The 26,300-nt window shown below is 72.4% G+C and carries 23 protein-coding genes; 14 read left to right on the top strand and 9 right to left on the bottom strand.

What is annotated here, in order from left to right; translation table 11 throughout:
* The first annotated feature begins 4 nt into the window (after positions 1-4).
* The 4 genes from ACZ6PY_RS05265 to ACZ6PY_RS05250 all read left to right on the top strand — a co-directional run bounded on the left by ACZ6PY_RS05265 (position 5) and on the right by ACZ6PY_RS05250 (position 2,753).
* Positions 5-1,414, top strand: coding sequence for a lactate utilization protein B (locus ACZ6PY_RS05265; RefSeq protein ID WP_466070738.1), 1,410 nt, complete (start codon positions 5-7; stop codon positions 1,412-1,414).
* Positions 1,411-2,013, top strand: coding sequence for a LutC/YkgG family protein (locus ACZ6PY_RS05260; protein WP_466069470.1), 603 nt, complete (start codon positions 1,411-1,413; stop codon positions 2,011-2,013). The genes ACZ6PY_RS05265 and ACZ6PY_RS05260 overlap by 4 nt, the downstream gene beginning before the upstream one ends.
* Complete coding sequence (locus ACZ6PY_RS05255) at positions 2,010-2,318, top strand: hypothetical protein (RefSeq protein WP_466069468.1); 309 nt, start codon at positions 2,010-2,012, stop codon at positions 2,316-2,318. Before ACZ6PY_RS05260 ends, ACZ6PY_RS05255 begins: the two co-directional genes overlap by 4 nt.
* 63 nt (positions 2,319-2,381) lie before the next feature.
* Positions 2,382-2,753, top strand: a complete 372-nt coding sequence (locus ACZ6PY_RS05250; protein WP_466069466.1) for a VOC family protein — start codon at positions 2,382-2,384, stop codon at positions 2,751-2,753.
* A gap of 101 nt (positions 2,754-2,854) precedes the next feature.
* Here ACZ6PY_RS05250 and ACZ6PY_RS05245 read toward each other — a convergent pair whose 3' ends face one another.
* From ACZ6PY_RS05245 to ACZ6PY_RS05235, 3 genes are all read right to left on the bottom strand, one after another.
* Positions 2,855-3,184 carry a nuclear transport factor 2 family protein gene (locus tag ACZ6PY_RS05245; protein ID WP_466069465.1) on the bottom strand — a complete coding sequence of 110 codons (330 nt, stop codon included), beginning with the start codon at positions 3,182-3,184 and terminating at the stop codon, positions 2,855-2,857.
* Between the two features lie 174 nt (positions 3,185-3,358).
* Entirely contained in the window at positions 3,359-3,673 is a 315-nt protein-coding gene (locus ACZ6PY_RS05240; RefSeq protein ID WP_466069463.1) for a TraR/DksA family transcriptional regulator, read from the bottom strand.
* Positions 3,674-3,704: 31 nt separating this feature from the next.
* Entirely contained in the window at positions 3,705-4,517 is an 813-nt protein-coding gene (locus tag ACZ6PY_RS05235) for a rod shape-determining protein (RefSeq protein WP_466069461.1), read from the bottom strand.
* A 507-nt stretch (positions 4,518-5,024) separates the two neighbouring features.
* On the opposite strand from ACZ6PY_RS05235, the gene ACZ6PY_RS05230 reads away from it, so the two are divergent.
* A complete protein-coding gene (locus ACZ6PY_RS05230) occupies positions 5,025-5,249 on the top strand; it encodes a hypothetical protein (RefSeq protein ID WP_466069460.1) in 225 nt (74 codons plus the stop codon).
* Between the two features lie 54 nt (positions 5,250-5,303).
* Positions 5,304-5,534 (top strand): cation:proton antiporter regulatory subunit, encoded by a 231-nt coding sequence (locus ACZ6PY_RS05225; RefSeq protein WP_262286384.1) that lies wholly within the window; start codon positions 5,304-5,306, stop codon positions 5,532-5,534.
* Positions 5,535-5,538: 4 nt separating this feature from the next.
* Here ACZ6PY_RS05225 and ACZ6PY_RS05220 read toward each other — a convergent pair whose 3' ends face one another.
* From ACZ6PY_RS05220 to ACZ6PY_RS05210, 3 genes are all read right to left on the bottom strand, one after another.
* A complete protein-coding gene (locus tag ACZ6PY_RS05220; RefSeq protein ID WP_466069458.1) occupies positions 5,539-6,816 on the bottom strand; it encodes a PucR family transcriptional regulator in 1,278 nt (425 codons plus the stop codon).
* A 91-nt stretch (positions 6,817-6,907) separates the two neighbouring features.
* Positions 6,908-8,485: an amidohydrolase gene (locus tag ACZ6PY_RS05215; protein WP_466069456.1), complete on the bottom strand. Its 1,578-nt coding sequence runs from the start codon at positions 8,483-8,485 to the stop codon at positions 6,908-6,910.
* A gap of 147 nt (positions 8,486-8,632) precedes the next feature.
* On the bottom strand, positions 8,633-9,262 hold the full coding sequence (locus ACZ6PY_RS05210) for a TetR/AcrR family transcriptional regulator (RefSeq protein WP_466069454.1): 630 nt from the start codon (positions 9,260-9,262) through the stop codon (positions 8,633-8,635).
* A gap of 86 nt (positions 9,263-9,348) precedes the next feature.
* Between ACZ6PY_RS05210 and ACZ6PY_RS05205 the strand changes: the two genes are divergently transcribed.
* Entirely contained in the window at positions 9,349-10,620 is a 1,272-nt protein-coding gene (locus ACZ6PY_RS05205) for an FAD-dependent oxidoreductase (protein WP_466069452.1), read from the top strand.
* A gap of 58 nt (positions 10,621-10,678) precedes the next feature.
* On the opposite strand, the gene ACZ6PY_RS05200 is transcribed toward ACZ6PY_RS05205, so the two are convergent.
* Both ACZ6PY_RS05200 and ACZ6PY_RS05195 read right to left on the bottom strand, forming a co-directional pair.
* Positions 10,679-11,341, bottom strand: coding sequence for a response regulator (locus tag ACZ6PY_RS05200; RefSeq protein WP_466069450.1), 663 nt, complete (start codon positions 11,339-11,341; stop codon positions 10,679-10,681).
* Positions 11,338-12,453, bottom strand: coding sequence for a sensor histidine kinase (locus ACZ6PY_RS05195; protein ID WP_466069448.1), 1,116 nt, complete (start codon positions 12,451-12,453; stop codon positions 11,338-11,340). The genes ACZ6PY_RS05200 and ACZ6PY_RS05195 overlap by 4 nt, the downstream gene beginning before the upstream one ends.
* Positions 12,454-12,669: 216 nt before the next feature.
* On the opposite strand from ACZ6PY_RS05195, the gene ACZ6PY_RS05190 reads away from it, so the two are divergent.
* The 3 genes from ACZ6PY_RS05190 to ACZ6PY_RS05180 all read left to right on the top strand — a co-directional run bounded on the left by ACZ6PY_RS05190 (position 12,670) and on the right by ACZ6PY_RS05180 (position 16,420).
* The gene (locus ACZ6PY_RS05190) at positions 12,670-13,077 is read left to right on the top strand and encodes a DUF6223 family protein (protein WP_466069447.1); all 408 of its coding nucleotides are present in this window, start codon (positions 12,670-12,672) and stop codon (positions 13,075-13,077) included.
* 54 nt (positions 13,078-13,131) lie between these two features.
* On the top strand, positions 13,132-14,805 hold the full coding sequence (locus ACZ6PY_RS05185) for a Na+/H+ antiporter (RefSeq protein WP_466069445.1): 1,674 nt from the start codon (positions 13,132-13,134) through the stop codon (positions 14,803-14,805).
* A gap of 148 nt (positions 14,806-14,953) precedes the next feature.
* On the top strand, positions 14,954-16,420 hold the full coding sequence (locus tag ACZ6PY_RS05180) for an MDR family MFS transporter (protein ID WP_466069444.1): 1,467 nt from the start codon (positions 14,954-14,956) through the stop codon (positions 16,418-16,420).
* A gap of 136 nt (positions 16,421-16,556) precedes the next feature.
* Here the strand turns inward: ACZ6PY_RS05180 and ACZ6PY_RS05175 are convergent, their stop codons facing one another.
* Positions 16,557-17,936 (bottom strand): endo-1,4-beta-xylanase, encoded by a 1,380-nt coding sequence (locus tag ACZ6PY_RS05175; protein ID WP_466070736.1) that lies wholly within the window; start codon positions 17,934-17,936, stop codon positions 16,557-16,559.
* A gap of 703 nt (positions 17,937-18,639) precedes the next feature.
* Here ACZ6PY_RS05175 and ACZ6PY_RS05170 point away from each other — a divergent pair.
* The 4 genes from ACZ6PY_RS05170 to ACZ6PY_RS05155 all read left to right on the top strand — a co-directional run bounded on the left by ACZ6PY_RS05170 (position 18,640) and on the right by ACZ6PY_RS05155 (position 26,171).
* Entirely contained in the window at positions 18,640-20,160 is a 1,521-nt protein-coding gene (locus tag ACZ6PY_RS05170; RefSeq protein WP_466069443.1) for a non-reducing end alpha-L-arabinofuranosidase family hydrolase, read from the top strand.
* A 448-nt stretch (positions 20,161-20,608) separates the two neighbouring features.
* Positions 20,609-23,023, top strand: a complete 2,415-nt coding sequence (locus tag ACZ6PY_RS05165; RefSeq protein ID WP_466069441.1) for a ricin-type beta-trefoil lectin domain protein — start codon at positions 20,609-20,611, stop codon at positions 23,021-23,023.
* A 249-nt stretch (positions 23,024-23,272) separates the two neighbouring features.
* Positions 23,273-24,955, top strand: a complete 1,683-nt coding sequence (locus ACZ6PY_RS05160) for a family 43 glycosylhydrolase (RefSeq protein ID WP_466069439.1) — start codon at positions 23,273-23,275, stop codon at positions 24,953-24,955.
* A gap of 100 nt (positions 24,956-25,055) precedes the next feature.
* Complete coding sequence (locus tag ACZ6PY_RS05155; RefSeq protein WP_466069437.1) at positions 25,056-26,171, top strand: ricin-type beta-trefoil lectin domain protein; 1,116 nt, start codon at positions 25,056-25,058, stop codon at positions 26,169-26,171.
* Positions 26,172-26,300: the final 129 nt, after the last annotated feature.

Below are 26,300 nucleotides of genomic sequence, written 5' to 3'. Positions count from 1 at the left end.
CGGCATGCCGGCGACCGCGCCGCCGGGGGTGGGCCACCTACGCGGCGACGAGCCGTTCCCGGCGGCGGCCCGGCGGGCGCTGGGTGACGCCCAGCTCCGCCGGAACCTGCGGCATGCCACCACGACGATCCGCGGCAAGTCGGGGGCGGTGATCGGTGAGGTGCCGGACTGGCCGGAGCTGCGCGCCGCCGGCCGGGCGATCAAGGCCGACACCATGGCCCGGCTGCCGGAGCTGCTGGTGCAGTTGGAGGCGGCGGTCATCGCGGCCGGCGGCACGGTGCACTGGGCGGCCGACGCCGTCGAGGCGAACCGGATCGTCACCGAGCTGGTCCGGGCGGCCGGCGCGGACCGGGTGATGAAGGTCAAGTCGATGGCGACGCAGGAGATCGGCCTCAACGAGGCGCTGGAGGCGGCCGGGATCGAACCGGTCGAGACCGACCTGGCCGAGCTGATCGTGCAGCTCGGCGACGACCGGCCGAGTCACATCCTGGTGCCGGCCATCCATCGCAACCGGGCGGAGATCCGGGAGATCTTCCTGCGGGCGATGCCGGGGGTCGATCCGGCGCTCACCGACGAGCCGGCGGTACTGGCCGCCGCCGCGCGTCGGCACCTGCGGGAGACGTTCCTGAGCACGCGGGTGGCCGTGTCCGGGGCGAACTTCGCCGTCGCCGAAACCGGCACCCTCGCGGTCGTCGAGTCCGAGGGCAACGGGCGGATGTGCCTGACCCTGCCGCAGACCCTGATCACCGTGATGGGCATCGAGAAGGTCATCCCCACCTGGCGGGACCTGGAGGTGTTCCTCCAGTTGCTGCCCCGGGCGTCGACGGGGGAGCGGATGAACCCCTACACCTCGATGTGGACCGGGGTCACGCCGGGCGACGGCCCGCAGGCGTTCCACCTGGTGCTGCTCGACAACGGGCGCAGCGCGGTGCTCGCCGACGAGGTGGGCCGGCAGGCGTTGCACTGCATCCGCTGCTCGGCCTGCCTGAACGTCTGCCCGGTGTACGAACGCACCGGCGGGCACGCGTACGGGTCGGTGTATCCGGGGCCGATCGGGGCGGTGCTGTCCCCGCAGCTCACCGGGGTGGCGGACAACGCCTCGCTGCCGTACGCCTCGTCGCTCTGCGGCGCCTGCTACGACGCCTGCCCGGTCATGATCGACATTCCGTCGATCCTGGTGCACCTGCGGGCCGAGGCCCCCCACCCGAAGGGCGAGGCCGCGACCATGGCCGCCGCCGCGTACACCATGGACCACCCGGCGCTGTACGCGGCCGCGCAGCGCGCCGCGCGGCTGAGCCGGCTCGCCGGCCCGCGCGGGCGCGGCCTGCCGCCGCCGCTGTCCGGCTGGACCGCCAGCCGCGACCTGCCGCAGCCGCCACCGCAGACCTTCCGCCAGTGGTGGGCGCAGCGGTGACCGCCCGGGACCTCATCCTCGGCCGGCTGCGTGCCGCCCTCGGCGAGCCCCGACCGGTGCCGGCGCAGGAGCCCCGGACGTACCGGCCCGCCGGCGCCGTCACCACCGACCTCGACCTGCTCGTGGACCGGCTCACCGACTACCGGGCCACCGTGCACCGGTGCGCCGACACCGACGTGGCCCGGATCGTCGACGAGGTGCTCGGCGGCCGGCAGGTCGTGGTGCCACCCGGCCTGCCCCCGCACTGGTTGCCCGCCGGCGTGCGCGCGGTGCCCGACGACGACCTCCCGCCGGGACGCGTCGCCGCCGCCGCCGGGGTGGTCACCGCGGCGGCCGTGGCCGTGGCCGAGACCGGCACCATCGTGCTCGACGGCGCCCCGGACCAGGGCCGCCGGATCATCACGCTGCTGCCCGACGTACACGTGTGCGTGGTGCGCAGTCACCAGGTCGTCGCCACCGTGCCGGACGCCCTCGCCCGGATCACCCCGCACCGCCCGCTGACCTGGATCAGCGGGCCGTCCGCCACGAGCGACATCGAACTCAACCGGGTCGAGGGCGTCCACGGACCCCGCAACCTACATGTGATCATCACGGCGTGAACCCGGGCCGGCGTCCGCGACGATCGGGCCGGCCCTGCCGAGCGCGCCGCCTGCTCGGCGACCGCTCGTGCCACAGAGCCGGCCGGCCGGATCTGATCGCGGGTGTTCCCGCCGACCGGATCGAGGACACCGGACGGATCCTCAACCACCTCGCCCGGATGCTCGCCGAGGGCCACGTCCTCGAGCCCGGTCAGCAGCTTCGTTTCGACGGCCGTCGGACCCTGGCAGTGACGACGTACGCTCCGGACGCCACCACGCCCGAGGTGAACCTCAACAACGACGGGCTCCTGCTCGTCGACGTCTGAGCAACCCGGTTCGACGCGGCGGCGGATGGCCGTAGGGGCGTGACCACGAAGGGGAGGTGCGCTGTGCCTGTCGGCAGACTCCACCATCTGATCGTCGACTGTCCGGATCCGATGACCGAGGCGCGGTTCTGGAGCGCGGTCCTCGGCGACCCGATCACCTACGCGGACGACGGCTTCGTCGTCGTGTCGGCCGGCACGGCGGCGTCCGGGCTGGCGTTTCAGCGCGCCACCTACCTGACGCCGCCGACGTGGCCCGAGCCGGCGGTGCCGCAGCAGATGCACCTCGACGTCATGGTCGACGACCAGGACGCGGCGGGCGAGGCGGTGCTCGCGCTGGGCGCGCGGCGGTTGCCCGGCGACCATGTGTACGCCGATCCCGCCGGCCACCCGTTCTGCCTGATCAGGCGCCCCACCTGGGCGCCGCCGGTGAACTGAGTTCCGCCCGGCTCGTACCTGGCAGGTCCACGGCCGAGCGGAGCCGGCGGCGTGCACCACGGTCGTCAGCGAGCATGCCGGCCTGGCGACCAGCAGGAGCCTCAGCTGATGCGGAGGCTCGCGATCAGGCCGTCGCGGAGGTGGAAGGCCATCGGGCCGGTGCCGTTGAAGCCGTTGCCCGAGACCGTGAGGGTGACGACGTAGCTGTCGGGATCGGTGCCGGGCTCGATCCCGACGAGCGCGAAGTGCGACTGCACCCCGATGTTGTCGGTGCGGTCCCAGGAGCGCACGCCGTCGCGGCCGTGGAACTCGCGGCCCCAGTCGTTGAGATACGCGTCGTCGGTGAACGCCGCGACGAAGGCGTCCGGGTCGGCGCGGTTGGTGGCGTCGATGAACGTCTGGATCGCGGCGGGGACCCCGGTGCTGGTCATGAGCGCATCCTTCGACGGTCGTGCGGCGCGGACGGGCGCACACAGGCGGGACGACGGGCCGCCGGGAGGCGGCCCGCGGCCGTGGCGACCGCTGCCGAGCGTATGTCATTCATCCCTGTGCGACAGGCGGAACCCGCACCGACGTCGTGCGCCGGCGCCGGCGGACGCGACGGGTCAGCCCCGCTGCTGGCACGGCACGCAGTAGCGGGCCGAGGGCAGGATCTCCAGCCGGGCCGTCGGGATGTCCTCGCCGCAGCGCTCGCAGACGCCGTAGTCGCCTTCGGACATCCGCTTCAGCGCGCGGGCGGTGTCGGCGATGCCCTGCTGGGCCACCTCGATCAGCCGGCGCAGGGTGTCCGGATCGTGGCCGCCGTGGTCACGCTGCCGGGACTGCAGGGTGAGTTCGGTGAGCTGGTCGGTGTGCTCGCCGAACTGGCGTTCCAGCAGCTCGCGCAGCATCTCGGTGCGGTCGTCGAGGGTGTGCGTCATGGTCGTGGTCCTTTCCGGAAGCAGGTGGCGTTCAGGCGCTCGCGGGATGCCGGGTGGCCGCGACGGCGGCCATCCCGGCGCCGGTCAGCGCGGCGGTGCGGGGTGACGCGGCGCGGTGCACGGTCGCGCCCAGCGTGGCGACCAGCCGGGCGGTCAGGTCGGGTCGGGTCGCTCCGTCGCCGACCACGACCACGCCCCGGGCCAGACAGGCGCGGAAGAGCGGCCGCACGGCCGGCTCCTGTCGCAGCTCGCGGACCAGCCTGGTCGTGGTGTCGGCGAGCATGGCGGCGGTGATCGCGTGGTTCAGGTCGCGGGTGCCGACCTCGGCGCGCCGGGCGGCGACCACCCGGCCGTGCTCCAGCACGGCCACCTCGGTGAGTTGGGCGCCGATGTCGGCGAGCAGCAGGGTGCCGGCGGCGGCGCCGGCGCCGATGGCGCCCGCGCGCACGCTGTCGAGGAAGAGCACCCGGGACGGCGCGAGCACCGCATTGAGCACCCGGCGTGTCGCTTCCTCGTCGCCCGGTGTGCCGAGTACCGGGCGGCAGGCCACGACGAGCGCCCCCACCGGCACCGCGGTGCGGTGGTCGCGCAGGAGCCGCCGCAGTTCGGTGGCGCAGGCCGGACCGTCGACGACCCGTCCGCGCCGCACGACCGGTGCCCGCAGGACCTGGCCGGCGGGGGTGCGCAACACCCCGCCGGATCCGAGCCAGATCCGCAGCTGGGCGCTGCCGAGGTCCACGGCGACCGGCTCGGGGCGGACGGGGACCGCCGGGCGGGTGTGGGAGCGCCCGACCAGCAGCCCGGTGTGCGTGGACAGGGGAAGTGCGGTGCCGTTGCCGGACATGACCGACCTCTTCTACGTGGAGATGCGCAGCCGTCCGATGGACGGGGCGACGGGTGGATGGCGGGGCCGCCGGCCGTCAGGCTGGTGCGCTCGACGGGGCTGGCTCGGCGGGGTTCACGGGCGGCGTCGGTGCGCCGGCGGCGGGGGGGACGTGACCGGTCCCGGAGGCGGGGCCGCCGCCGGCCGAACCGGGAACCCGAGCCGGTCCACGCCGGGCCGGCGGCGGACAACCGGCGAACGCCGGCGGCGTAGCCACCTGCGTGCGCGTCATCGTCATCACCGCCTCCTCGCTTCTCGGGTACCGCGTCGGACCTCCAGCGTCGCCCGAAAGCAGGGGGTTGGCATTGCGCGTGACCGGCCAACAAAGGCCCGGTTGATTGCCGGCCGCCGGACAACACCGTCGCTTACCGTCCGGCGGCCGCCACCTCCGGTGACGGGCCGGAGTTGCGGGAGGCCTTCCCGAACAGCGCCCCGGAGCGAGGGCCCGCGAAGGCTATGGTTGGCCACATGCGTACCCACCAGCACCCCATCGGCGTCGCGCGGCCGCTCGCGCTGTCGATGCTGGCCGTGCTGGCGGTGGTCGTCGCGGCGGTTCGCGCCGGCTGCGCGTTCGGGATGTGCATCGTGGTCCGGCTGAGCCGGGCCGTCGCGGGCTGCGTTCCGGCCTGGTCGGCCGACCGGGCGCCGCCGGTCGTCAGGCGAGCCGCTCGACCGTCCACCGCGTTGCCGTAGCGCCGGTCCGCTCCCGGCCGGCCCTGGGCAGCCGTCCCGCAAGGAGCACACCTCGTGAACATCGAACGCACGACGCTGCCCGGCATCGGAGTACGACACACCTTCACGACCAGAGAAGGCCGCCGGATCGGCATCGTGGAGTATCAGGTGGGCGACCGCCGGGACGTCGTCCACGACGACCCGGACGATCCCGACGGCATGGTCAGCCTCGCCCTGACCCGCAGTGAGGCCAGCGCGCTGGCCGCCCTGCTCGGCTTCCCGGAACTGGTCGCCGTTCCGGCCTGACCCGCTACGTGGGCAGCGGCCGGCGCGGCCAGTCCAGCGCCCGCGCGCCGAGCACGGCGGCGTGCAGGGTGAACCGGTCCCGGGGATCGGCGGGGTCGTAGCCGCTCAGCGCCCGGATCCGGTTCAGCCGGTAGGTGACGGTGCGCACGGACACGTGCAGGCGGCGGGCCGCCTCCGTGGCGACCTCGCGGCACGCGAAGTACTCGTTGAGGGTGTCCAGCAGCGGCTCGGCGCCGCCCCGGGCCTCGCCCAGCGGTGTCAGCACCGCCCGCACGAGATCCACCATCGCGGCCTGGTCCCGCAGCAGGACCCGGTAGATGAGCAGGTCGTGGGCGTCGATCACCGAGGTGTCGGCGTGCAGTCGACGTGCCGTGGTCAGCGCCTCGCGGGCCTCCTCGTAGGAGCGGGCGATGCCGTACAGGCCCGGGTGCGGGCGGCCCACCGCCACCTGCCACGGCCGGCCCCGCACGAGGCGGTCCAACTCGCCGTGCATGAGCCGCCCCAGACCCGCCACCGACCCGCCGTCGCCCCCACCCCGGTCGGGCGTCACCGTGTCCGCCGGGGCGATCACGACCAGCAGTCCCTCCTTCGTGGCCACCAGCACGTCCCGGTCACCCAGCCGGTCGAAGATGACCCGCTCCAGCGCGCTGATCGCCGCCTCGGTGTCCGGCAGCCGCTGACCCGGCGCGGCGAGCGCGACCTGGTGCACCCGGGCCAGGTCCAGCCCGAACGGCTCGGCCCGCTCCACCAACCCGCCGAGGTCGGAGTCGCCACGCAGCAGGTCGTCGACGAGTTCGCGGCGTAGCGCCTCCTCCCGGCGGACCAGGTCCCGGCGGGCCGCCGCGTAGCCCTCGGCGAGGGTGGCCACGGCCGTGTCGACCACGTGGAGCACGGCGTCCGCCGCCGCGCGCACCGTCCCGCTGTCGGTGGCGCTGGCCAGGTGCGGCAGCTGTCGCCAGAGCCGCCGTGCCGCGGACAGGTAGAGGCGGACCGCCCGGCCCGCTGACACGCCCTGCTCGGCGGCGCGTCGGCCGAGCGCCCCCACCGCGTCGAGTTCGCCGCGGCGTGGCCGGCGGCCGGTCACCGCCGCGTCCGTCAACAGCCGGAGGTAGTCGCCGAGCAACTCCACCGGTACGCCGCCGGCGTCGGCGCTGGCCGCGCGGGCCACCTCGGTCAGCCACGCGTCATCGCCGCTGGCCCCGGCCGGAGCCGGTCGGCGGGCGCTCTCGGTCATCACGGTCTCCCAGGCGGGGTCGGCGGCGCGCACGCCGACCCGGGTCATTCAGCCCATGGTCGCAGGCATGACGCCGACGGGCTCGGCAGTCGGCGCGCTCGTCGGCCGGACCGGCGGGAGCGCCGGCCGGGCTTCCGCCTCAGCGGCTTCCGGTCCGCTGCCAGCGGATCTCGCCGCCCACGACGGTCGACATGACCCTGGTACGCAGCACCGCGGCCGGCGTATCCCGGTAGGGGTCCGTGTCGACCGCGATGAAGTCGGCGAGTCTACCCGGGGCGAGGACACCCTTGCGGTCGTCCTCGCCGGCGGCGCGGGCAGCGCCCAGGGTGTGCGCGCGGACGGCCTCGGACATGCTCAGCCGCTGCTCGGGCTGCCAGCCGCCCCCGGGGGTGCCGTCGGGACGGGCCCGGGTGACCGCGGCGTACAGCGCGGCGATGGGGTCGGGACTCTCGACGGGGGCGTCGGAGCCGAACGCCAGCACGACGCCGGCGTCGAGCATCCCGCGCCAGGCGTAGGAGGCCAGATCGTGACCGGCCAGCAGGGCGTCGACCAGGTCGATGTCGCTGGTGCAGTGCACCGGCTGCATCGAGGCGACGATGCCCAGGGCGGCCATCCTGGCCAGGTCGGCGGGCCGGAGGTGCTGCGCGTGCTCGATGCGGTGCCGCAGTCCCGGTGTGCGGCCGATGGCCTCGTAGGCGTCGATGACCAGGCGGTTGGCGCGGTCGCCGATGGCGTGCGTGGCCACCGCGATGCCGGCGCCCGCGGCCCTGCCGACCAGCTCGACCAGATCCTCGTACGGGGTGACCGCGATGCCCACGTTGCCCTGCTCGCCCGCGAAGGGCCTGCTCATGTGGCAGGTGTGCGACCCCAGCGCCCCGTCGCTGAAGATCTTCACGGGCCCGGTACGGATCCAGTCGTCGCCCTGCCCGGTCCGGCGGCCCTCGGCGATCGCCGCCTCCAGGTGGGTCATCGGGATCGCCTTGTGCACGCGCAGCTTGAGTTCGCCGGCGTCGCGCAGCGCGAGATAGGCGGCCCGGCAGTCCTCGCCGTCGATGTCGTGCACGCTGGTCAGGCCGACCGCGAGCAGTTCCTCCTGCCCGGCCTTCAGCAGGTCGCGCAGGTCGGGGGAGACCATGAGGTCGCGCAGCGGGTGGGAGGCCGTCTCGCGGAGGATGCCGGTCGGCTCCCCGCGTGCGTCCCGGACGATCTCGCCGCCCACCGGGTCGGGAGTGCTCGCGTCGATACCGGCCAGCCGCAGGGCTGCCGAGTTGGCCCAGACGGTGTGCCCGTCCACGCTGGGCAGCGCGACCGGCAGCTCGGGGCAGACCGAGTCCAGCGCGTACCGGTCCGGCTGCGCCGGCGGATCCCAGGCGTTGCTGTTCCACCGGCCGCCGAACAGCCAGGCGCCCGGTTGCAGCCGGGCGGCGTGCGCGGCCACCGCCGCCAGCGCCTCGTCCAGGCCACGCACCGCACGCAGGTCGACGGCGCCGAGGCTCTGCGCGTACTGGGCGGTGTGGATGTGGGCGTCGTAGAGCCCCGGGAGCACCGCGGCGCCGTCCAGGTCGATCAGCTCCGCGCCACGCCCCGCCTCCTCGCGCACCCGCGCCTCCGAGCCGACGGCCAGCAGGCGGTCGCCGTCCACGGCCATGGCCTCGGCCAGCGGGTTGCCGTCGTCGCCCGTGTGGATGGCGGCGTTGCGGTATACGCGGATGCTCATGTGACTCCCACGATCTCCGGGGGGCGGTGGACCATCACAGTAGGAAGAGCGGCACGAAGAGGAAAGGGCCGCGGACCGGTCGGTCACCTCCCAGGCCGGGCGGTCCGCCTGCCGCTCGTCCAGGGGACAGGGACCCGGAGCGCCCGGTCAGTCGGGCGGGGGAGTGGGCGCGGCCAGGTGGCCGAGCATGCGGCCGAGCTGCGCCGCGTAGGCGTCGAGGAACTCGGGCGAGTCGGCCGCCAGGCCGGTCAGCCGGCGGACGACCTGCGGCAGCACGGTCGGCGCCATGGCCGCCGCGAAGAACGTCAGCACCACGTACGCGGGGTCGAGGTCGGCGGACAGCTCACCGGTCCGCTGCCGGCGGCGCACGTCGTCGACCATCGCCGTGAAGTACCGGTGGGCCTGTGCCTCGTCCTCGGTCTCGGTGGTCGCCCCCGGGTCGGCGAGTCCCTCCCAGACGAGCAGCCGCGCCCAGGACCGCTGGGTCGCGCCGAGCCGGAGGAAGCCCGCGACCACGTCGGCCATCGGCCGATCAGGCTGCGGGGCGCCGCTGGTGGTCCGCCAGCGCTGCTGCAGGGCCTGGTAGAGGCCTTCCTTGCCGGCGAAGTAGTAGGAGATCAGCTGCTGGTTGACCCCGGCGCGAGCGGCGATCGCGCTGGTGCGGGCGCCCGCGAAGCCGTGCTCGCCGAACTCGACGAGCGCCGCCTCGAGGATGCGCTCGCGCGTGCGCTCGGCGTCGCGCTGTCGTTGATCGCCGCTGGGGGACCGCCGTGGCATGCGGTGATCGTATCAGCGTTACTCGAACGAATGCTTTAATCAACCATCTGCTTGACAAACCGACACGCGCGAATGACCATCAGGTCATGAGCGACCTCAACGTCATGATCATCGGCGGTGGCATCGGCGGCCTGTGCCTGGCTCAGGGCCTCCGCCGGGCCGGCGTCGCGGTGACCGTCTACGAGCGCAACCGGACCCGCACCGACTGGCTGCAGGGCTACCGCATCCACATCAACCCCCACGGCAGCCACGCGTTGCGTGCCTGCCTCCCGGCGGCGAACTGGCAGGCGTTCCTCGACACGGTCTCGGTCGACGGCGGCGGCTTCGCGTTCACCACGGAGCAGCTCACCGACCTCGTGCGCCTCACCGCCGACGAGATCACCCCCAGCGGCGGCCCCGACGAACGCCACTACGGCGTGAGCCGGATCAGCCTCCGCGAGGTGCTGCTCACCGGCATGGAGGACGTGATCCGCCCGGGCAAGGAGTTCACGCACTACGAGACAGCGGCTGACGGCCGGGTCACCGCCCACTTCGCGGACGGCGGCAGCGCCACCGCCGACGTGCTGGTCGGCGCCGACGGGGCGAACTCGCGCGTACGCGGTCAACTGCTGCCGCACGCGCGCCGGATCGACACGGGCATCGTGGCGGTCGCCGGCAAGCACCGCCTCGACGGCGCGACCCTGCCCCGCGTCCTGACCCACGACGCGAACCTGGTGATCCCGAAGGACCGGGGATCCCTGTTCACCGCCGTCTGGCATCCCGACCGGCGGGTCATCGTGCCCGACCGGGACACGCCCCGGGAGTTCCTGCTGGACAACGCCGTGCCGTTCGTCCTCTGGGGCTACTCCGACGCGGCGACCGCCTTCCCGGACGGCGTCGAGTCACTTCCCGGAGCGGACCTCCGGCGACTGGTGCTGGCCCGGACCGGTGGCTGGGCCCCCGCCCTGCGGGACCTGATCGCCGGCTCCGACCCGGGGGCCGTCAACGCCATCCGGATTCGCAGCGCCACGCCGGTCGACGCGTGGCGGACCACGTCGGTGACCCTCCTCGGCGATGCCATCCACAACATGACGCCGATGGCCGGAATCGGCGCCAACACCGCACTGCGCGACGCCGAACTGCTGTGTCGCCGGCTCACCGAGGTCGCCGCCGGCACGTCCGCCCTGCTGCCGGCATTGCACGACTACGAGCGGCAGATGCTCGACTACGGCTTCGCCGCCGTGCGGCAGTCACTGCGGAACGCCCGCCAGGCCGGGTCGAGCAGCCGCCTCGGCCGGGCCGCCGTGCGCACGGCGATGCGCATCACCGGCGCGGTGCCGCCGTTGCGTCGCCGGATGGCCGCACGGCTCGGCCGATGACGGCCGTCCTCGGGCCCGACACGGCGTGGCGGCGATCGTCCCGGCCGCCGGCCGGCGGTCAGGAGGTGCGCGGGGTCACCAGGCCTGACTCGTAGGCGAGGACCACGAGTTGGGCGCGGTCGCGGGCATGGAGCTTGGTCATGGCGCGGTTGATGTGGGTCTTCGCGGTCATCGGGCTGATCACCATGCTGTCGGCGATCTGGTCGTTGGACAGGCCCCGCGCGAGCAGGGCGACGGCCTCGCGCTCGCGGTTGGTCAGCTCGTCCAGTCCCGCGTCGGAGCCGCTACGCGGTGGTTGGCTGACGTACCGGTCGATCAGCTTGCGGGTGATCGACGGTGCCAGCAGCGCGTCACCGCGGGCGGCGACGCGCACGGCGTGCAGGAGGTCCTCCGGCTGGATGTCCTTGACGAGGAATCCGGCCGCGCCGGCACGCAGCGCGTGGAAGACGTACTCGTCCAGTCCGTAGTTGGTGAGGATGACGACGTGGACCCCGGCCAGGGCCGGATCCGCGGCGATGCGCCGGGTCGCCTCGACGCCGTCGACGACCGGCATCTGAATGTCGATGAGTGCGATGTCGGGCAGGTGCTCCCTGGCCAGTGCCACGGCCTCGCCGCCGTCGGCGGCCTCCGCCACCACCTCGATGTCGTCCTCGATGTCGAGGAGCGCGCGGAATCCACTGCGGATGAGCGGCTGGTCGTCGACCAGCAGGACACGGATCACGAGAGCTGGTCCACGGGGAGTTCGGCCTGGACGGTGAAGCCGCCCTCGCGGCGCGGCGCCGCCGTCAGGTGACCGCCGAGGGCGGTGACCCGTTCGCGCATCCCGAGCAGCCCGACGCCGGGCGCCGGCGGGGTGTCCGCCATGGTCGCGCCGTCGTCCTCGACCCGGATGAGCAGGGCGTCGGGCCGGTAGTCGATCCAGACGGAGGCGCTGGCGGCGGCGGCGTGACGGGCGACGTTGGTCAGCGACTCCTGGACGATCCGGTAAGCGGTCCGGTCCACCGCGGCCGGCAGGTCGCTCCGGCGTCCCTCGATCGTCAGCTTCGCGTCCAGGCCGGTCATCCGTGCCCGGTGCACGAGTTCCGGAACCTGGTCGAGCCCACGGGGCGGGTTCCGGTCGTCGTCGCGCAGCACCTCCAGGGTCGCGCGCAGTTCCCGGGCCGCCTCGCGACCGGCGTCCCGGATCGCCAGGAGGGCCTCCGGCGCCTGCTCGCCCCGCTTCTGGGCGAGGTGCACGGCGACCTCGGCCTGCACCTTGATGACGGAGATCTGGTGGGTGAGCGAATCGTGCAGCTCCCGCGCGATGTGCAGCCGCTCCTCGTCGGCCCGGCGCCGCGCGGTCTCCTCGCGCGTGCGCTCGGCCTCGTCCGCCCGCCGCTCGGCCTGTCGCAGCGCCTCACCGGCCGCTCCGGCGGCGATCAGCCAGGCCAGCTCCAGTGCGCCTCGGGCCTGCGCGAACGCCTCGCCCGTGTCGTGCAGGCCGGAGGCCATCGCGGCGAGGGGGAGGGCGGCCAGCATGATCACGCTCGCCGCCACCGTGACGGCACGGTGTCCCGCCCGCACGGCGCCGTACACGGCGAACAGGTACGCGACGGCCGGCACGTCGAAACCGGCCGCCTGGTGACCTACCGCGCACAGCCCGGTGACGGCCAGCACGGCAACCGGAGCGCGGCGGCGCGCGACCAGCGCCAGGCCGCCGGCCGCCAGCAGCGCGTACCCCGGCAGGTCGAGGCTCGTGGCGGACCGCTGCCCGGACAGGCCGGTCACCAGCAGGATCGCCGCCACGCCCACCGCGACCACCGAGTCGCCGACACCGATCCGTCCCCTGCCCATGCGCGCACCCTAACCGGCTGTCCGCCCCGGCGACTCGTGCGCGCGGACGATCGGCCGGCTACCGCGGACGCGGTACCGTGCCGCGTTCTGCGACATCCGTGGCAGCCGGCTGCGCCGCCCGCGGCAGCGTGAAGTGCCCGCGTCGGCAGGACGACAGGTGGTGGCCCGGCGGACAGGATCGGACCTGTCCGGTCGTCGGAGGAGAAGGAGCACCCCATGGACACCCGTCACCTGGTCGCTGCCGTGCCCGGCGGGCTCGGGCCCGCCACACCGGCGGCCGCGTACGTCTCGGCCCAGTCGGCCGTCGATCCCTACACCCTGACCACCGGGCGGCTCGTGGGCACCGCGGCCGTGCTGGTGGCGCTGGCCGGCGTGATCGTCGGCGGGCTGGCACTGGCCCGCGCCGCCGGCCGGATCGGCACGGGCGACGGCCGGCGGGGAGCCCTCGTCGCCCTGGTGGCCGGGCTGAGCGGAATGCTCACCGGCGGCCTGGTGGTGGCCGCCGCCGAGGGCGGTCCCGGCACCGGCTACGGAATCGTCGGTGGCTTCGCGGCCCTGGCGGTCGGCCTGATCGCGGCGGTCCTCGGCTGCCTCGCCCTGACCCGCTCCCGCCGCGCCGTCTGACCCCGCGGTCCGCCGGTGCCGGGGCAAGAAGGTCGCCGGGGGGAGAATGTGGGGGTGAGTCCCGAAAGCCTGTTGTTGTTCGTCCTGGCGGCCGTCGCGGTCATCGTCGTCGTGCGGTGGCTGGCCTCGCGCACCGGCCTGCCCGCGGCGGCGCTCCTGACGCTGATCGGCATCCTCTACGCGCTGCTGCCGGGACCCAACATCACGCTGGACCCGCACGTCGTGCTGACCGTCGTCCTGCCACCGCTGCTCTACAGCGCGGCGCTCGACTCGTCGCTGCTGGCCATCCGCAGGAACCTGCGCATCGTGGTCAGCCTCTCGGTGGTCCTGGTGCTCGTGACCGCGTTGGCCATCGGGGTGGGGTTCCAGCTGTTCGTCGCCGGAGCGACCCTGGCCGCCGGTGTCGCGGTCGGCGCGGCCGTCGCGCCGCCCGACCCGGTGGCCGCGCTCGCGGTGGGCCGGCGGGTGAATCTGCCGCCGAAGCTGGTCACCATCATCCAGGGCGAGGGGCTGCTCAACGACGCCACCGCGTTGACGATCCTCACCGTGGCGGTGACCGCGGCCGTCAGCGGCACCTTCTCCTTCGCCGCGGCCGCCGGACAGTTCGTCGTCGCGGCGGCCGGCGGGATCGTGGTCGGCGCCGCGGTCGCGTGGGGCGTTCGCCTGGCGCGGCCGTTGACCAGGGATCCGCTGCTGTCCAACGCGGTCTCGCTCGCCACCCCGTTCGTGGCCTTCCTGCTCGGCGAGGAACTGCACGTCTCGGGGGTCCTCGCGGTGGTGGTCGCCGGGCTGATCGTCGGGCACCACACGCCCCGGCTCGCCTCCGGCGCCAGCCGGCTCCAGACGAGCGCGGTGTGGCGGCTTGTCGACTTCCTGCTCGAGGGGTTCGTCTTCCTCCTGATCGGCCAGCAGTTGCCCAAGGTCGTGCAGGGGCTGCAGCAGTACACCACCGCCACGATCGTCATCGCGGTGGCGGTCTCGGTCGGCGTGGTGCTGCTCCTGCGCCCGTTGTGGCTGGTCCTGAACGAGTTGCTGCCCCGCTGGATGCACACCCGCCTCGGCGCCGCCGCCGAGTACGACGACGACAGCGCCGGGTCGGCCCGCCGCGCCGTCCGGGAGGCACGCCACGCCCGGCGGCTGACCGGCCGTGAGGTCGTCGCGCTCAGCTGGTCCGGTACGCGCGGCGTCATCAGCCTCGCCGCGATCTTCACCCTGCCGGTGGTGACCGACAGCGGAGCACCCTTCCCGGACCGGGACCTGCTGTTGTTCTGTGCCTTCGTCGTCGTGCTCGTGACGCTGGTCGGTCAGGGGCTCACGTTCGCGCCGCTGGTGCGCGCGTTGGGCCTGCGCGCCGACGAGGCGGACCGGATCCGGGTCCGGAACGAAGCACGGTCGGCGTCCGTCGAGGCCGCCCTGGCCCGGCTCGCCGAGGTCGCCGCCGAGGAACCGGAGTACGCCGACGCCGTCGAGTCGATGCGCGCGCAGCTGCACAGCCGGCTGATCCGCTACCGCGACCGCCTCGACCTGCTCCAGGCGGCCGCCGTGTCCGAGGTGCCGGTCTCACCGCAGTACGAGGCGGCGTTGCGCATCCGCCGGGCCGCGATCGATGCGCAGCGCGAGGAGCTGTTGCGCTGGCGGGACGCCGGCCGGCTGCCGGACGAGGGGCTGCGCGTCCTGGAACGTGAGCTGGATCTCGAAGAGCTGCGCCTCCCGGCCCGGACGGCGTAGGAGCCCCGATACGTTGACCATCGGCGGTCCACCTGCCCAGCGGAGGAGTGCGTACGTGGTGGCGACACCTGCGGCCGGCAGCGGTTCCGGCCCGGCGGACAGTGACCCGACCGTGACGAGCGTCGGCTTTCGTTCCGATCGAGGCCCGGTGCTCGCCGCGATCATGCTCAGCACGGGCCTGGTCGCGCTGGACTCCACGATCATCGCCACCGCGGTGCCGTCGATCGTGCGCGACCTCGGTGGCTTCTCGCAGTTCCCGTGGCTGTTCTCGATCTACCTGCTCACCCAGGCGGTCACGGTGCCGATCTACGGCAAGTTCGCCGACTCGCTGGGACGCCGGCCCGTGATGTTCGTCGGCATCGCCCTCTTCCTGCTCGGCTCGATCCTGTGCGGCGTCGCGTGGAGCATGCCCGCGCTGATCGTCGCGCGCGCCGTCCAGGGCATCGGGGCGGGCGCGGTGCAGCCCATGAGCATGACGATCGTCGGCGACCTCTACACCGTGGCGGAGCGGGCGCGGGTGCAGGGCTACCTGGCCAGCGTCTGGGGCATCTCCGCGGTGCTGGGCCCGACCCTCGGTGGCGTCTTCTCCGAGTACCTGTCGTGGCGGTGGATCTTCTACATCAACCTGCCGCTCGGCGCGGTGGCGGCGTGGACGCTCGCCCGTCACTTCACCGAACGGATCACCCGCACGAGGCACCGGGTGGACTACGCGGGCGCGGCCCTGCTCACCGTCGGATTCGGGCTCCTCATCCTCGGGCTCCTCCAGGGTGGCGTGGCCTGGCCCTGGGCGTCCGTCCAGAGCGTGGCGATCCTCGTGACCGGTGTCGTCGCGCTCGCCGCGTTCGTCGGCGTGGAGCGTCGCGCCGCCGAGCCGGTGCTGCCGCTGTGGGTGTTCGGCCGCCGGGTGCTCGCCGGAGGCAGTCTCACCGCGCTGTGCGTCGGGGCGCTCACCATCGGCCTGAGTTCGTACCTGCCCACCTACGCCCAGGGCGTGCTCGGCACCAGCGCGCTGGTGGCCGGGTTCGCGCTCGCGGCGTTGTCGGTCGGCTGGCCGCTGGCGGCCAGCCTCGCCGGACGGGTCTACCTGCGGATCGGCTTCCGTGACACGGCCCTCATCGGCGGCGTCTTCGTGGTCGGCGGCGCGGCGCTGACCACGCTGCTCGGGCCGGACTCGACGGTGCCGGCGGCCGCCGCGGCGGCCTTCGTGCTCGGTGTCGGGCTCGGGCTGACCGCCAGCCCGACCCTGGTCGCCGTGCAGTCCGTGGTCGGCTGGGACCGCCGCGGCGTGGTCACCGGCGCCAACATGTTCAGCCGATCCCTCGGCAGCGCGGTCGGCGCCGCCGTCTTCGGGGCGATCGCCAACGCCACCCTTGCCGACCGTTTCGCACATCCGCCGGCGGCGATCGCCGCCCGGCTGCCCGAGCACGTGGACGCCACAAGCCTCGTGCTGGGCGGGCACAGCCGGTCCGCCGACCCGGCCGTGGCCGACTACGTCCGCGCGTCGCTGTACCAGGCGACACACCACGTCTTCATCGCGCTGGCCGTGCTGGCGGTCCTCGGCCTGGGCGCGTTGTCGCTGATGCCGCGGCGCAGCGACCAGCTCACCTTCGAGTAGCTGACCACCGTCGGGACGGGCGTGGCGCCCGCCCGCCCTCCCGTACGGAGGGGCCTACCAGCTCTCGACCCGACCGCGCCGCGGCGGTGCGGTGTGGCGGCGGGTGCCGCCGCCACACCGCGATCGGCGCCCGGGGTCAGTTCAGGCTGAACCGCTGGTTGGCCTGCCCGTTGCAGTCGTAGATCTGGACCTGCTGGCCGTTGCCGGTGCCCCACACGTCCAGGCAGCGTCCGGACTGCACGCCGGTGATGGTGCCGTTGGAGTTGACGTTCCACTGCTGGTTGGCCTGCCCGTTGCAGCTGTAGATCTGCACGGCCGAGCCGTTGCCGGATCCCGCGGCGTCCAGGCACTTGCTGCCGTACACGGTCAGCTGCTTGCTGGACGTGAGCGTCCATGCCTGGTTGGCCTGGCCGTTGCAGTCGTAGAGCTGCACCCGGGTGCCGTTGTTCTGCGACGCGTTCGGCACGTCGATGCACCTGCCGGACTGGGCGCCGACGATCCGGTTCGCCCCGCCCGGCGGGACCGACGGCGACGGGGATCCGGTGCCGCCGGTCGGGGTCGCCGAGGAGGTGGGGCCGGCGGCGTTGAGGGCGTTGAGCACCGAGGTGTACGCGGCCTTCTTGTTGCCGCCACCGTCGAACAGCAGCGGGTTCTCACTGGAGCGCCAGGAGTCGCTGTCCCGGACGCCCCACACGGTGATGCCGACGCAGCGCGGCACGTTCATGCAGGCCTGGGTCAGCCCGGCGTACTGCGAGGTCGACGCGTTGGTGACGTCGACCTCGGTCAGGGCCACGTCCACGCCGAGGGCGGCGAAGCTCGACAGCGTGGTCTGGAAGTTGCTTGGCAGCGAGCTGCCACCGGTGAAGTGGGTCTGCAGGCCCACGCAGTCGATCGGCACGCCCCGGGACTTGAAGTCGCGGATCATGTTGTAGACGCCCTGCGTCTTGCCGTAGGACCAGTTCTCGATGTTGTAGTCGTTGTAGCACAGCTTGGTCGAGGGGTCGGCGGTGCGCGCGGTGCGGAACGCCACCTCGATCCAGTCGTTTCCGGTGGACTGCAGATTGGACTGCCGCCGGCTGCCGTCCTCGTTGAAGGCCTCGTTGACGACGTCCCAGTAGGCGAGCTTGCCCTTGTAGTGGGCCATCACGCCGTTGATGTGATCGATCATCGCCTGGCGCAGGCTGCTGCCGCCGAGGCTCTGCATCCAGCCCGGCTGCTGGGCGTGCCACGCCAGGGTGTGGCCGCGGACCTTCATGCCGCGCTGGGTCGCCCAGTTGTAGATCTGGTCGCCGGAACCGAAGGTGAACTGGCCTCGCTGGGGTTCCGTGGCGTCCGGCTTCATCTCGTTCTCGGCCGTCACCATGGTGAACTCGCGCCCGGCGACGGTGGTGTAGGTCGAGTCACCGAGCCGGCCCGCCGCGATCGCCGTGCCGAAGTACCGGCCGGACTGCGCGGCGGCCGCACCCAGGGTGCTCGCCGCGGCGTTCGCATCCGGCATCACCACCATCACACCCATTGCCGCGACCGCGGCAACGGCGCCGCTGGCCAGCAGCCGGATCCGCAGCAGTCGACTCCTCGATGAGCCGGCGGAGGGGACGGGAGATCTGGTTGCCACGATTGCCTCCTCTTCGGTCGCGCGTCCCGGCCGTCGGGCCCACGTGGGTGGTGGTCGCCGCCCGGCATGCGGGCGAGGGCCGTCGGTCGATCGCACAACCCGGACAGGTAAAGACGGGCTTCAATCCAGGCCATGCTGGCACGACGGCACCGTTGGAACAACATCTTCCGGAACTGTTCCGGAGGGCATCGGCGGCGAGGTGAGGCGTCCATGCGAGACGCCGCCTCATCTACCTGCGTATATGATCCATATCAAGATCCAAATCTCCGGTGCGCCATGGTTCGGCGGCCGTGGCTGCGGGGGGCTGGCCCGAAAATTTCGGGCACGGCGCGAGAATCAGCGGCTCCGAACCGTAGCGGAGTGCCGGCCGGCCACCGTCCCCACTTGACGAACGGCATGTTATCGCTCACAGTCGATGGACAGGACGGCGACACGTGTGGCTCACCGGGCAAGCCCAGTTCGTCGACTTCCTGGATCAGGCGTTGGTCGGGGCATGCGTCCAGGCTGTTAGCGCTAACACTTTCCGGCGCAGGGGTCCGGCCATGCGTCGCGGTGCGCCCAATTCCAGGCGGACCGTTCGGCTCTTGGTCAATGAAGGAGGATCATGTCTGCCCTCGACAGGTCTCAGTCGATCGCGCCGCCGCTGCGGCGCAGGTGGCTGCCCCGGGTGGTCGCCGCCGCCGTGACGGCGGTGGTGGTCGGTGGTGCCGCCGCGGTGGCGGTGTCGACGCCCGCCGCCGCCGCGACGGTCGACACGAGCGCGTGGTACGTGTTGGTCAACCGCAACAGTGGCAAGGCTCTGGATGTCTACAACCTGGCCACGAACGACGGTGCGCGGATCGTGCAGTGGTCGCGGAACAACGGCAACCAGCAGCAGTGGCAGTTCGTGGACTCGGGCGGCGGCTACTACCGGTTGCGGTCGCGGCTGTCCGGCAAGGTGCTGGACGTCTACAACTGGTCGACCGCCAACGGCGCCAACGTCGTGCAGTGGACCGACGGCAACCAGGCCAACCAGCAGTTCCGGCTGGCCGACTCCGACAGCGGCTACGTCCGACTGATCAACCGGAACAGCAACAGGGTGGTGGAGGTGCAGGGCGCCTCGACCGCAGACGGTGGCAGCATCGTGCAGTACGACGACTGGAACGGCGCCAACCAGCAGTGGCAGCTCGTCCGGGTCGACGGCGGGGGCAACCCCACCACGCCGCCGCCGGGCGGCTCGTGCACGCTGCCGTCGACGTACCGCTGGTCGTCGACGGGCGCGCTGGCGAACCCGCGATCGGGGTGGGTCTCGCTCAAGGACTTCACCACCGTCGTGCACAACGGCCGGCACCTCGTCTACGCCACGACGCACGACACCGGTACCTCGTGGGGTTCGATGAACTTCAGCCCGTTCACCAACTGGTCCGACATGGGTTCGGCCAGCCAGAACGCGATGCCCTTCGCCGCTGTCGCGCCGACCCTGTTCTACTTCGCCCCGAAGAACATCTGGGTGCTCGCCTACCAGTGGGGCGGGACCGCGTTCTCCTACCGCACGTCCAGCGACCCCACCAACGTGAACGGCTGGTCGTCCCAGCAGACGCTCTTCACCGGAAGCATCTCGGGCTCCGGGACGGGGCCCATCGACCAGACGCTCATCGGTGACAGCACGAACATGTACCTGTTCTTCGCCGGGGACAACGGCAAGATCTACCGCGCCAGCATGCCGATTGGGAACTTCCCGGGCAACTTCGGCGCGTCGTCCACGGTGATCATGAGCGACTCGACGAACAACCTCTTCGAAGGGGTTCAGGTCTACAAGGTCCAGGGCCAGAACCAGTACCTGATGCTGGTCGAGGCGATCGGCTCGCAGGGCCGCTACTTCCGCTCCTTCACGGCCAGCAGCCTGGGCGGCACCTGGACGCCGCAGGCCGCGAGCGAGAGCAACCCCTTCGCCGGCAGGGCCAACAGCGGCGCCACCTGGACGAACGACATCAGCCACGGCGACCTGGTGCGCAGCAACCCCGACCAGACCATGACCATCGACCCCTGCAACCTCCAACTGCTCTACCAGGGGCGTGCCCCGAGCTCCGGCGGCGACTACGGCCTCCTGCCGTACCGGCCGGGTGTGCTGACGCTGCAGCGCTAGTGGCGTGGCGCAGGTCCGGGTGTTCCTGACGCTCGCGGCGACGGCGCGCGCGAGTGGGCTCAGCCGGCGCAGGAGCGGGTGGAACCGGAGCGGGGGGGGGGGGGGGGGGCGGGGGCCCCCCCCCCCCCCGGGGGGGGGGGGGCGGGGGGGGGGGGGGGGGCCGCCGCCCCCCCCCCCCCCGGCCGTGTGGTCGTCGGCCAGGTGCGGCGAAGGGCTCCCGGTGCCGCAGTGACTGTGCTTTAATCAGATACGTCGATGTTATCGATAACATCTGCCGCGCGGGTTCGCCACCGCCGCCACCTCATCGGCAGCTGGAGCCGCCAGGAGTCACGAGCTCCGACGCGCGCCCGTCGGCTGACTTTCGGGCCGAGATGTTAGCGTTCCTATCGACGGTCATCCGTTCGTGAGGCTCCGCCCGCGCGGAGCGCTACGTATCCGAGGAGCCGTCATGCTGGTCTCTCATCGCGGGCCCGTCCGGTCCCGTCGTGCACGGCTGACGGCGGCGCTCGCCGCCGCGGTTCTCGCCGCCGCCGGCCTGGTGGCGGCGACCGCCGGCCCGGCCCTGGCCGCGACATCGATCACCCTGAACGGTGCCTCCGGCGGGCAGACGTTCGACGGTGTGGGAGCGGTCAGCGGGGGTGGCGGCAACAGTCGACTGCTCATCGACTACCCGGAGCCGCAGCGCGGCCAGATCCTCGACTACCTGTTCAAGCCCGGCTACGGGGCCGCCCTGCAGATTCTCAAGGTGGAGATGGGCGGGGACACCAACTCGACAAGCGGCTCCGAGCCGAGCCACGAGCATGTCCGTGGCGACCTCAACTGCAACCGCGGCTACGAGTGGTGGATCATGGAGCAGGCCAGGCTTCGCAACCCCCGCATCACCTTGGCGGCCCTGCCCTGGGGCGCCCCGGGGTGGATCGGCAACGGCACCTTCATGTCATCGGACATGATCAATTACTACCTGGACTGGCTGGGCTGCGCCAGGCAGCACAACCTGACCATCGACTACCTCACCGCCGCGCAGAACGAGAAGCAGACCGACGCGAACTGGACCATCAGCCTGCGCACCGCGTTGAACAGCAACGGGTACAGCGGCGTGAAGATCATTTTCGGTGACGACTACCCCGGCAGTTGGGGACCGGCCAACGCGGTGGCGAGCAACGCCACCCTGCGCAACAGCATCGACGTGCTCAGCGGCCACTACCCGTGCGGCTACCTCAGCGCGCAGACCTCGTGCTCGGTGGCCCCGATCGCCACCAGCACGGGAAAGACACTCTGGAACAGCGAGGGCGGCTCGCAGGACTACAACGACGGCGCCAAGCCGCTCGCCCGGGGCATCAACCGCGGCTACATCGACGGGAGGATGGTCGCCTACCTCAACTGGGACCTGATCGCGGCGATCACCCCGAACCTCCCGTGGGCCACCGTCGGGCTCGTCCTCGCCAACCAGCCGTGGTCGGGCTGGTACGCGGTCGGCAAGAACACCTGGGCTCTGGCACACACGACCCAGTTCACCGCGCCGGGCTGGAAGTACCTGGACTCGTCCACCGGCTACCTCGGCGGCAACCGCACCAACGGCAGCTACGTGTCGCTGAAGTCGACGAACAACACCGACTACAGCACCGTCATCGAGACCATGGACGCCACCAGCGCCCAGCAGGTCAACGTCAGCGTCACCGGTGGCCTCTCCACCGGCCAGGTGCACGTGTGGGCCACCAACCTGAACTCGAACAGCACCAACGACTTCTTCGTGCACACCGGTGACATCACCCCGTCGGGCGGTGCCTTCTCGCTGACCGTCCAGCCCGGCTACCTCTACACCGTCACCACCACCACCGGACAGGGCAAGGGCAGCGCCGTCAGCCCCGGCCAAGGCTCGCTGGACCTCCCGTACCGCGACGACTTCGAGAGCTACGCCACCGGCCGGATGCCGAGATACCTGCAGGACATGCAGGGCGCCTTCGAGACCGTCACGTGCGGCGCGGGCCGCTCCGGCACGTGCCTGCGCCAGATGTCGCCGCAGGCCCCCATCACCTGGAAGACCCTCGCCGACCCGGCGACCTACGGTGGCAACCTGAACTGGGGCAACTACACCGTCTCCGCCGACGCCATGCTCGAGAAGTCCGGTTACGTCCAGATCGAAGGCCGGGTCGGCACCACGAACCTGGACCCCATCGGCCGCTACAACGCCTACTTCCTGCGGATCACCGACACCGGTTCCTGGTCGATCCTGCGCAACAACACCGCCGGGCAACTGGCCACCCTGCGCAGCGGCACCGTCCCGGCGCCGGGCACCAACCGCTGGCACAGCCTCGCCCTCGGGTTCTCCGGCAGCACCATCACCGCCAGCATCGACGGCACGACGGTGGGCACCGCCGTCGACCCCACCTTCGGTGCCGGTCAGGTCGGGTTCGGCACCAGCCAGGGAGAGACCGCCCAATTCGACAACCTGTCCGTGCTGGCCGGCCCCGGCGACACCACGAGTCCGGTCCGCAACACCAACTCCGGCCGGTGCCTGGACGTACCCAACCAGTCGCAGTCCAACGGCACGCAGGTGACGCTGTGGGACTGCAACGGCGGCGCCAACCAGCAGTGGACCTACACCTCCGGCAAGCAGTTCCAGGTGTACGGCGGCAAGTGCCTGGACGCGAACGGCCAGGGGACCACAGCCGGCACCAAGGTGATCATCTGGGACTGCAACGGCGGTGCCAACCAGCAGTGGAACGTCAACACCGACGGCACCGTCACCGGCGTCCAGTCCGGCATCTGCCTCGCTCCCAACGGTGGCGGGACCGCCAACAGCACCCCGGTCGTCCTCGCCACCTGCACCGGCGGCAACGACCAGAAGTGGAGCCGGGGCTGACGCCCTGACCACGCGCCCGGCCTCCCGCCGGCCGGGTCAGGCCCGAAGCGGCCGCAGGTGTCTCGCCCGCGGCATCCGAGTGCCCGATGTCAGCTGTCCGACCCGTCCGAAAGGTTCGCCACCATGTCAGTGTCGATTCCGATGACCGGCCGGCGCGACCCGCGTGTCGCGGCGGGAACCGCCGCGGTGAGCGGTGACCGCTCAGGGCCCACCCCGCCGGCGCGGGGCAGCCGCCGGACCAGGCGCGGGATGGCCCTGGTCGTGAGCCTCCTCGCGCTGCTGGGGATGGTCCCGGCGACCGCCCGCGCGGACAACCCGATCGTCCAGACGATCTACACGGCTGACCCGGCACCGCTGGTCCACAACGGCCGCGTGTACCTCTACACCGGGCACGACGAGGACAACTCGACCTACTTCACGATGAAGGAGTGGCGGGTCTGGTCCTCGGACGACATGGTGAACTGGACCGACCACGGCGCACCGCTCAGCCTCGCGAGCTTCAGCTGGGCCAGCGCCAACGCCTGGGCGGGGCAGGTGGTCCAGCGCAACGGCAGGTTCTACTGGTACGTGCCGATGACGGTGCGCGCGACCGGCCAGATGGGGATCGGGGTGGCGGTGGCCGACAGCCCGACCGGGCCGTTCCGGGACGCCATCGGGCGTCCGCTGGTGAGCAACGGGGAGATCGACCCGACGGTGTTCATCGACGACGACGGCCAGGCGTATCTGTACTGGGGCAACCCCCACCTGTGGTACGTGAAGCTGAACCAGGACATGGTCTCGTACTCGGGAAGCCCCACCCAGATCCCGTTGACCATGAGCGGTTTCGGCACCCGGACCGGCGACGCGAACCGGCCGACGCTGTTCGAGGAGGCGCCGTGGGTGTACAAGCGCAACGGCCTGTACTACCTGGTCTTCGCGGCCAGGTGCTGTTCGGAGTTCATCGCCTACTCGACCGCCCCGGGCCCGCTGGGACCGTGGACGTACCGCGGGACGATCATGCCGACCCAGGGAAGCAGCTTCACCAACCACCCCGGGGTGATCGACTTCAAGGGCGGGTCGTACTTCTTCTACCACAACGGAGCGTTGCCGGGCGGCGGTGGTTTCACCCGGTCGGTGGCGGTGGAGAAGTTCACCTACGGGGCGGACGGCACCATCCCGACGATCACCATGACGACCAGGGGCGCCCCGCAGGTCGGGACGGTGGATCCGTACGTCCGGCAGGAGGCGGAGACGATCGCCTGGGAGTCGGGGGTGGAGACCGAGCCGAGCACCGACGGTGGGATGAACATCGGCTGGATCGAGAACGGGGACTACCTCAAGGTCAGTGGGGTGAACTTTGGCGCCGGCGCCGCCTCGTACCGGGCCCGGGTGGCATCGGGCGGTAGCAGCGGCACCATCGAGTTGCACCTGGACGGCGTGGGCGGCCCCCTGGTGGGCACTTGCCGGGTCACCGGCACCGGTGGCTGGCAGGTCTGGACCGACACGACGTGTCCGGTCAGCGGGGCCGCCGCCGGCACCCACGACCTGTACGTCAGGTTCAACGGCGGCAGCGGCTACCTGCTCAATGTCAACCACTGGCAGTTCACTCCCGGTGCCGGCAGCCCGCCGCCGAGCAGCCCGCCGCCGAGCGGCGGTGCCTGCGCCGCGAGCTATCGCACCACCACCGCGTGGTCCGGTGGCTTCCAGGGCGAGGTGAGCGTGACGGCCGGGGCCGCGGCTGTCGACGGCTGGACCGTGCAGTGGGCCCTGGGCAACGGCCAGAGCATCAGCCAGGTCTGGAACGGCACCCTGAGCACCAACGGCTCCACGGCGACCGTCCGCAACGCGGAGTTCAACGGGTCCCTGCCCGCCGGCGGGTCGACCGTCTTCGGCTTCCTGGCGAGCGGCTCGCCATCGGCGCCGGCTCTCACCTGCGGCAGCGGCTCGCGTTAGCGATCGGGCAGGGGTGACCTGTCCGAACCATCCCGCTCGTCAGGTGGCGGAGTCGCACGGTGCCCGTCACCTGGCGCGCGGCCTCCCGAGAGGAACAGCCATGCGAACAACGACAAGGTGGCTCGCCGCGGGCGCCGCGACGGCCGTCGCGGTCGCCGGCCTGGTGGCCCAGGCCTGCCCGGCCGGCGCGGAATCCAACGGTGGGGTACGGGTGATGCCGCTCGGCGACTCCATCACCGAGGGCACCCAGGTGCCGGGCGGCTACCGCATCGGCCTGTGGCAACGCCTCGCCAACGGCCGGTACACCACCGACTTCGTCGGGTCCCAGTACAACGGGCCCGGCAACCTCGGCGACCACGACCACGAGGGCCACCCGGGCTGGCGCATCGACCAGGTCGACGCCAGCATCGTCGGCTGGCTGAACACCTACCAGCCGCGTACCGTGCTGCTGCACATCGGCACCAACGACATCCTGCAGAACTACCAGGTCTCCACCGCACCGAGCCGGCTGTCCGCCCTGATCGACCACATCACGAACGCCGCCCCCGCCGCGGAGGTGTTCGTGGCGCAGCTCATCCCGTTGGCCAACAGTGGCCAGGAGTCGGCCGTGCGCAGCTTCAACGCCGCCGTTCCGGGCATCGTGCAGAGCAAGGTGAACGCCGGCAGGCACGTCCACCTCGTCGACATGCACAGCGCCGTGACGACCGCCGACCTGATCGACGGCATTCATCCCACCGCCACCGGCTACGACAAGATGGCCGCCGCCTGGTACGGAGCCCTGCAGGCCGCGCCCGGCAGCATCGGTACGCCGGGCGGCACGGGCAGCTCGACCACCGAGATCGTGGGCGTCCAGTCCGGGCGCTGCCTGGACGTGCCGAACGGCAGCACCACGAACGGCACCCAGGTGCAGCTGTACGACTGCTGGGGCGGCACCATGCAGCGCTGGGCCTACACCTCGGGCAGGCAGCTGCGGGTGTACGGCACCAAGTGCCTGGACGCCGAGGGCGGCGCGGGCGGGAACGGCACCCGCGTGGTCATCGGGGACTGCACGGGCGGCGTCAGTCAGCAGTGGAACCTCAACGCGGGCGGCACCATCAGCGGCGCGCAGTCCGGACGCTGCCTGGACGCGTCCAACTGGGGCACCGCGAACGGTACGAAGATCATCCTCTGGGACTGCCACGGCGGCGCGAACCAGCAGTGGCGCCTGCGCAGCTGACCACCTGCGGCGGGGGGGGGGGGGGGGGGCCCCCCCCCCCCCCCCCCGGGGGGGGCGCGGGGGGGGGGGGGGGGGGGGGGGGGGGGGGGGCCCGCGCGGGGGGGGGGGGGGGGGCCCCGCCGGCCCCCC

It is taken from the genome of Micromonospora sp. NPDC048907 (genome assembly GCF_055586885.1).
This window is presented reverse-complemented; position numbering and strand designations above follow the sequence as displayed.

Excerpts from the sequence above, each read along its gene's own strand:
- ACZ6PY_RS05160 (WP_466069439.1), top strand. The coding sequence starts at position 23,273 with ATGGCCCTGGTCGTGAGCCTCCTCGCGCTGCTGGGGATGGTCCCGGCG.
- ACZ6PY_RS05215 (WP_466069456.1), bottom strand. The coding sequence starts at position 8,485 with ATGAGCATCCGCGTATACCGCAACGCCGCCATCCACACGGGCGACGAC.
- ACZ6PY_RS05195 (WP_466069448.1), bottom strand. The coding sequence starts at position 12,453 with ATGGGCAGGGGACGGATCGGTGTCGGCGACTCGGTGGTCGCGGTGGGC.
- ACZ6PY_RS05170 (WP_466069443.1), top strand. The coding sequence starts at position 18,640 with ATGTCTGCCCTCGACAGGTCTCAGTCGATCGCGCCGCCGCTGCGGCGC.
- ACZ6PY_RS05165 (WP_466069441.1), top strand. The coding sequence starts at position 20,609 with ATGCTGGTCTCTCATCGCGGGCCCGTCCGGTCCCGTCGTGCACGGCTG.
- ACZ6PY_RS05235 (WP_466069461.1), bottom strand. The coding sequence starts at position 4,517 with ATGTCCGGCAACGGCACCGCACTTCCCCTGTCCACGCACACCGGGCTG.
- ACZ6PY_RS05155 (WP_466069437.1), top strand. The coding sequence starts at position 25,056 with ATGCGAACAACGACAAGGTGGCTCGCCGCGGGCGCCGCGACGGCCGTC.
- ACZ6PY_RS05190 (WP_466069447.1), top strand. The coding sequence starts at position 12,670 with ATGGACACCCGTCACCTGGTCGCTGCCGTGCCCGGCGGGCTCGGGCCC.
- ACZ6PY_RS05205 (WP_466069452.1), top strand. The coding sequence starts at position 9,349 with ATGAGCGACCTCAACGTCATGATCATCGGCGGTGGCATCGGCGGCCTG.
- ACZ6PY_RS05240 (WP_466069463.1), bottom strand. The coding sequence starts at position 3,673 with ATGACGCACACCCTCGACGACCGCACCGAGATGCTGCGCGAGCTGCTG.
- ACZ6PY_RS05210 (WP_466069454.1), bottom strand. The coding sequence starts at position 9,262 with ATGCCACGGCGGTCCCCCAGCGGCGATCAACGACAGCGCGACGCCGAG.
- ACZ6PY_RS05265 (WP_466070738.1), top strand. The coding sequence starts at position 5 with ATGCCGGCGACCGCGCCGCCGGGGGTGGGCCACCTACGCGGCGACGAG.
- ACZ6PY_RS05230 (WP_466069460.1), top strand. The coding sequence starts at position 5,025 with ATGCGTACCCACCAGCACCCCATCGGCGTCGCGCGGCCGCTCGCGCTG.
- ACZ6PY_RS05245 (WP_466069465.1), bottom strand. The coding sequence starts at position 3,184 with ATGACCAGCACCGGGGTCCCCGCCGCGATCCAGACGTTCATCGACGCC.
- ACZ6PY_RS05220 (WP_466069458.1), bottom strand. The coding sequence starts at position 6,816 with ATGACCCGGGTCGGCGTGCGCGCCGCCGACCCCGCCTGGGAGACCGTG.
- ACZ6PY_RS05175 (WP_466070736.1), bottom strand. The coding sequence starts at position 17,936 with ATGGGTGTGATGGTGGTGATGCCGGATGCGAACGCCGCGGCGAGCACC.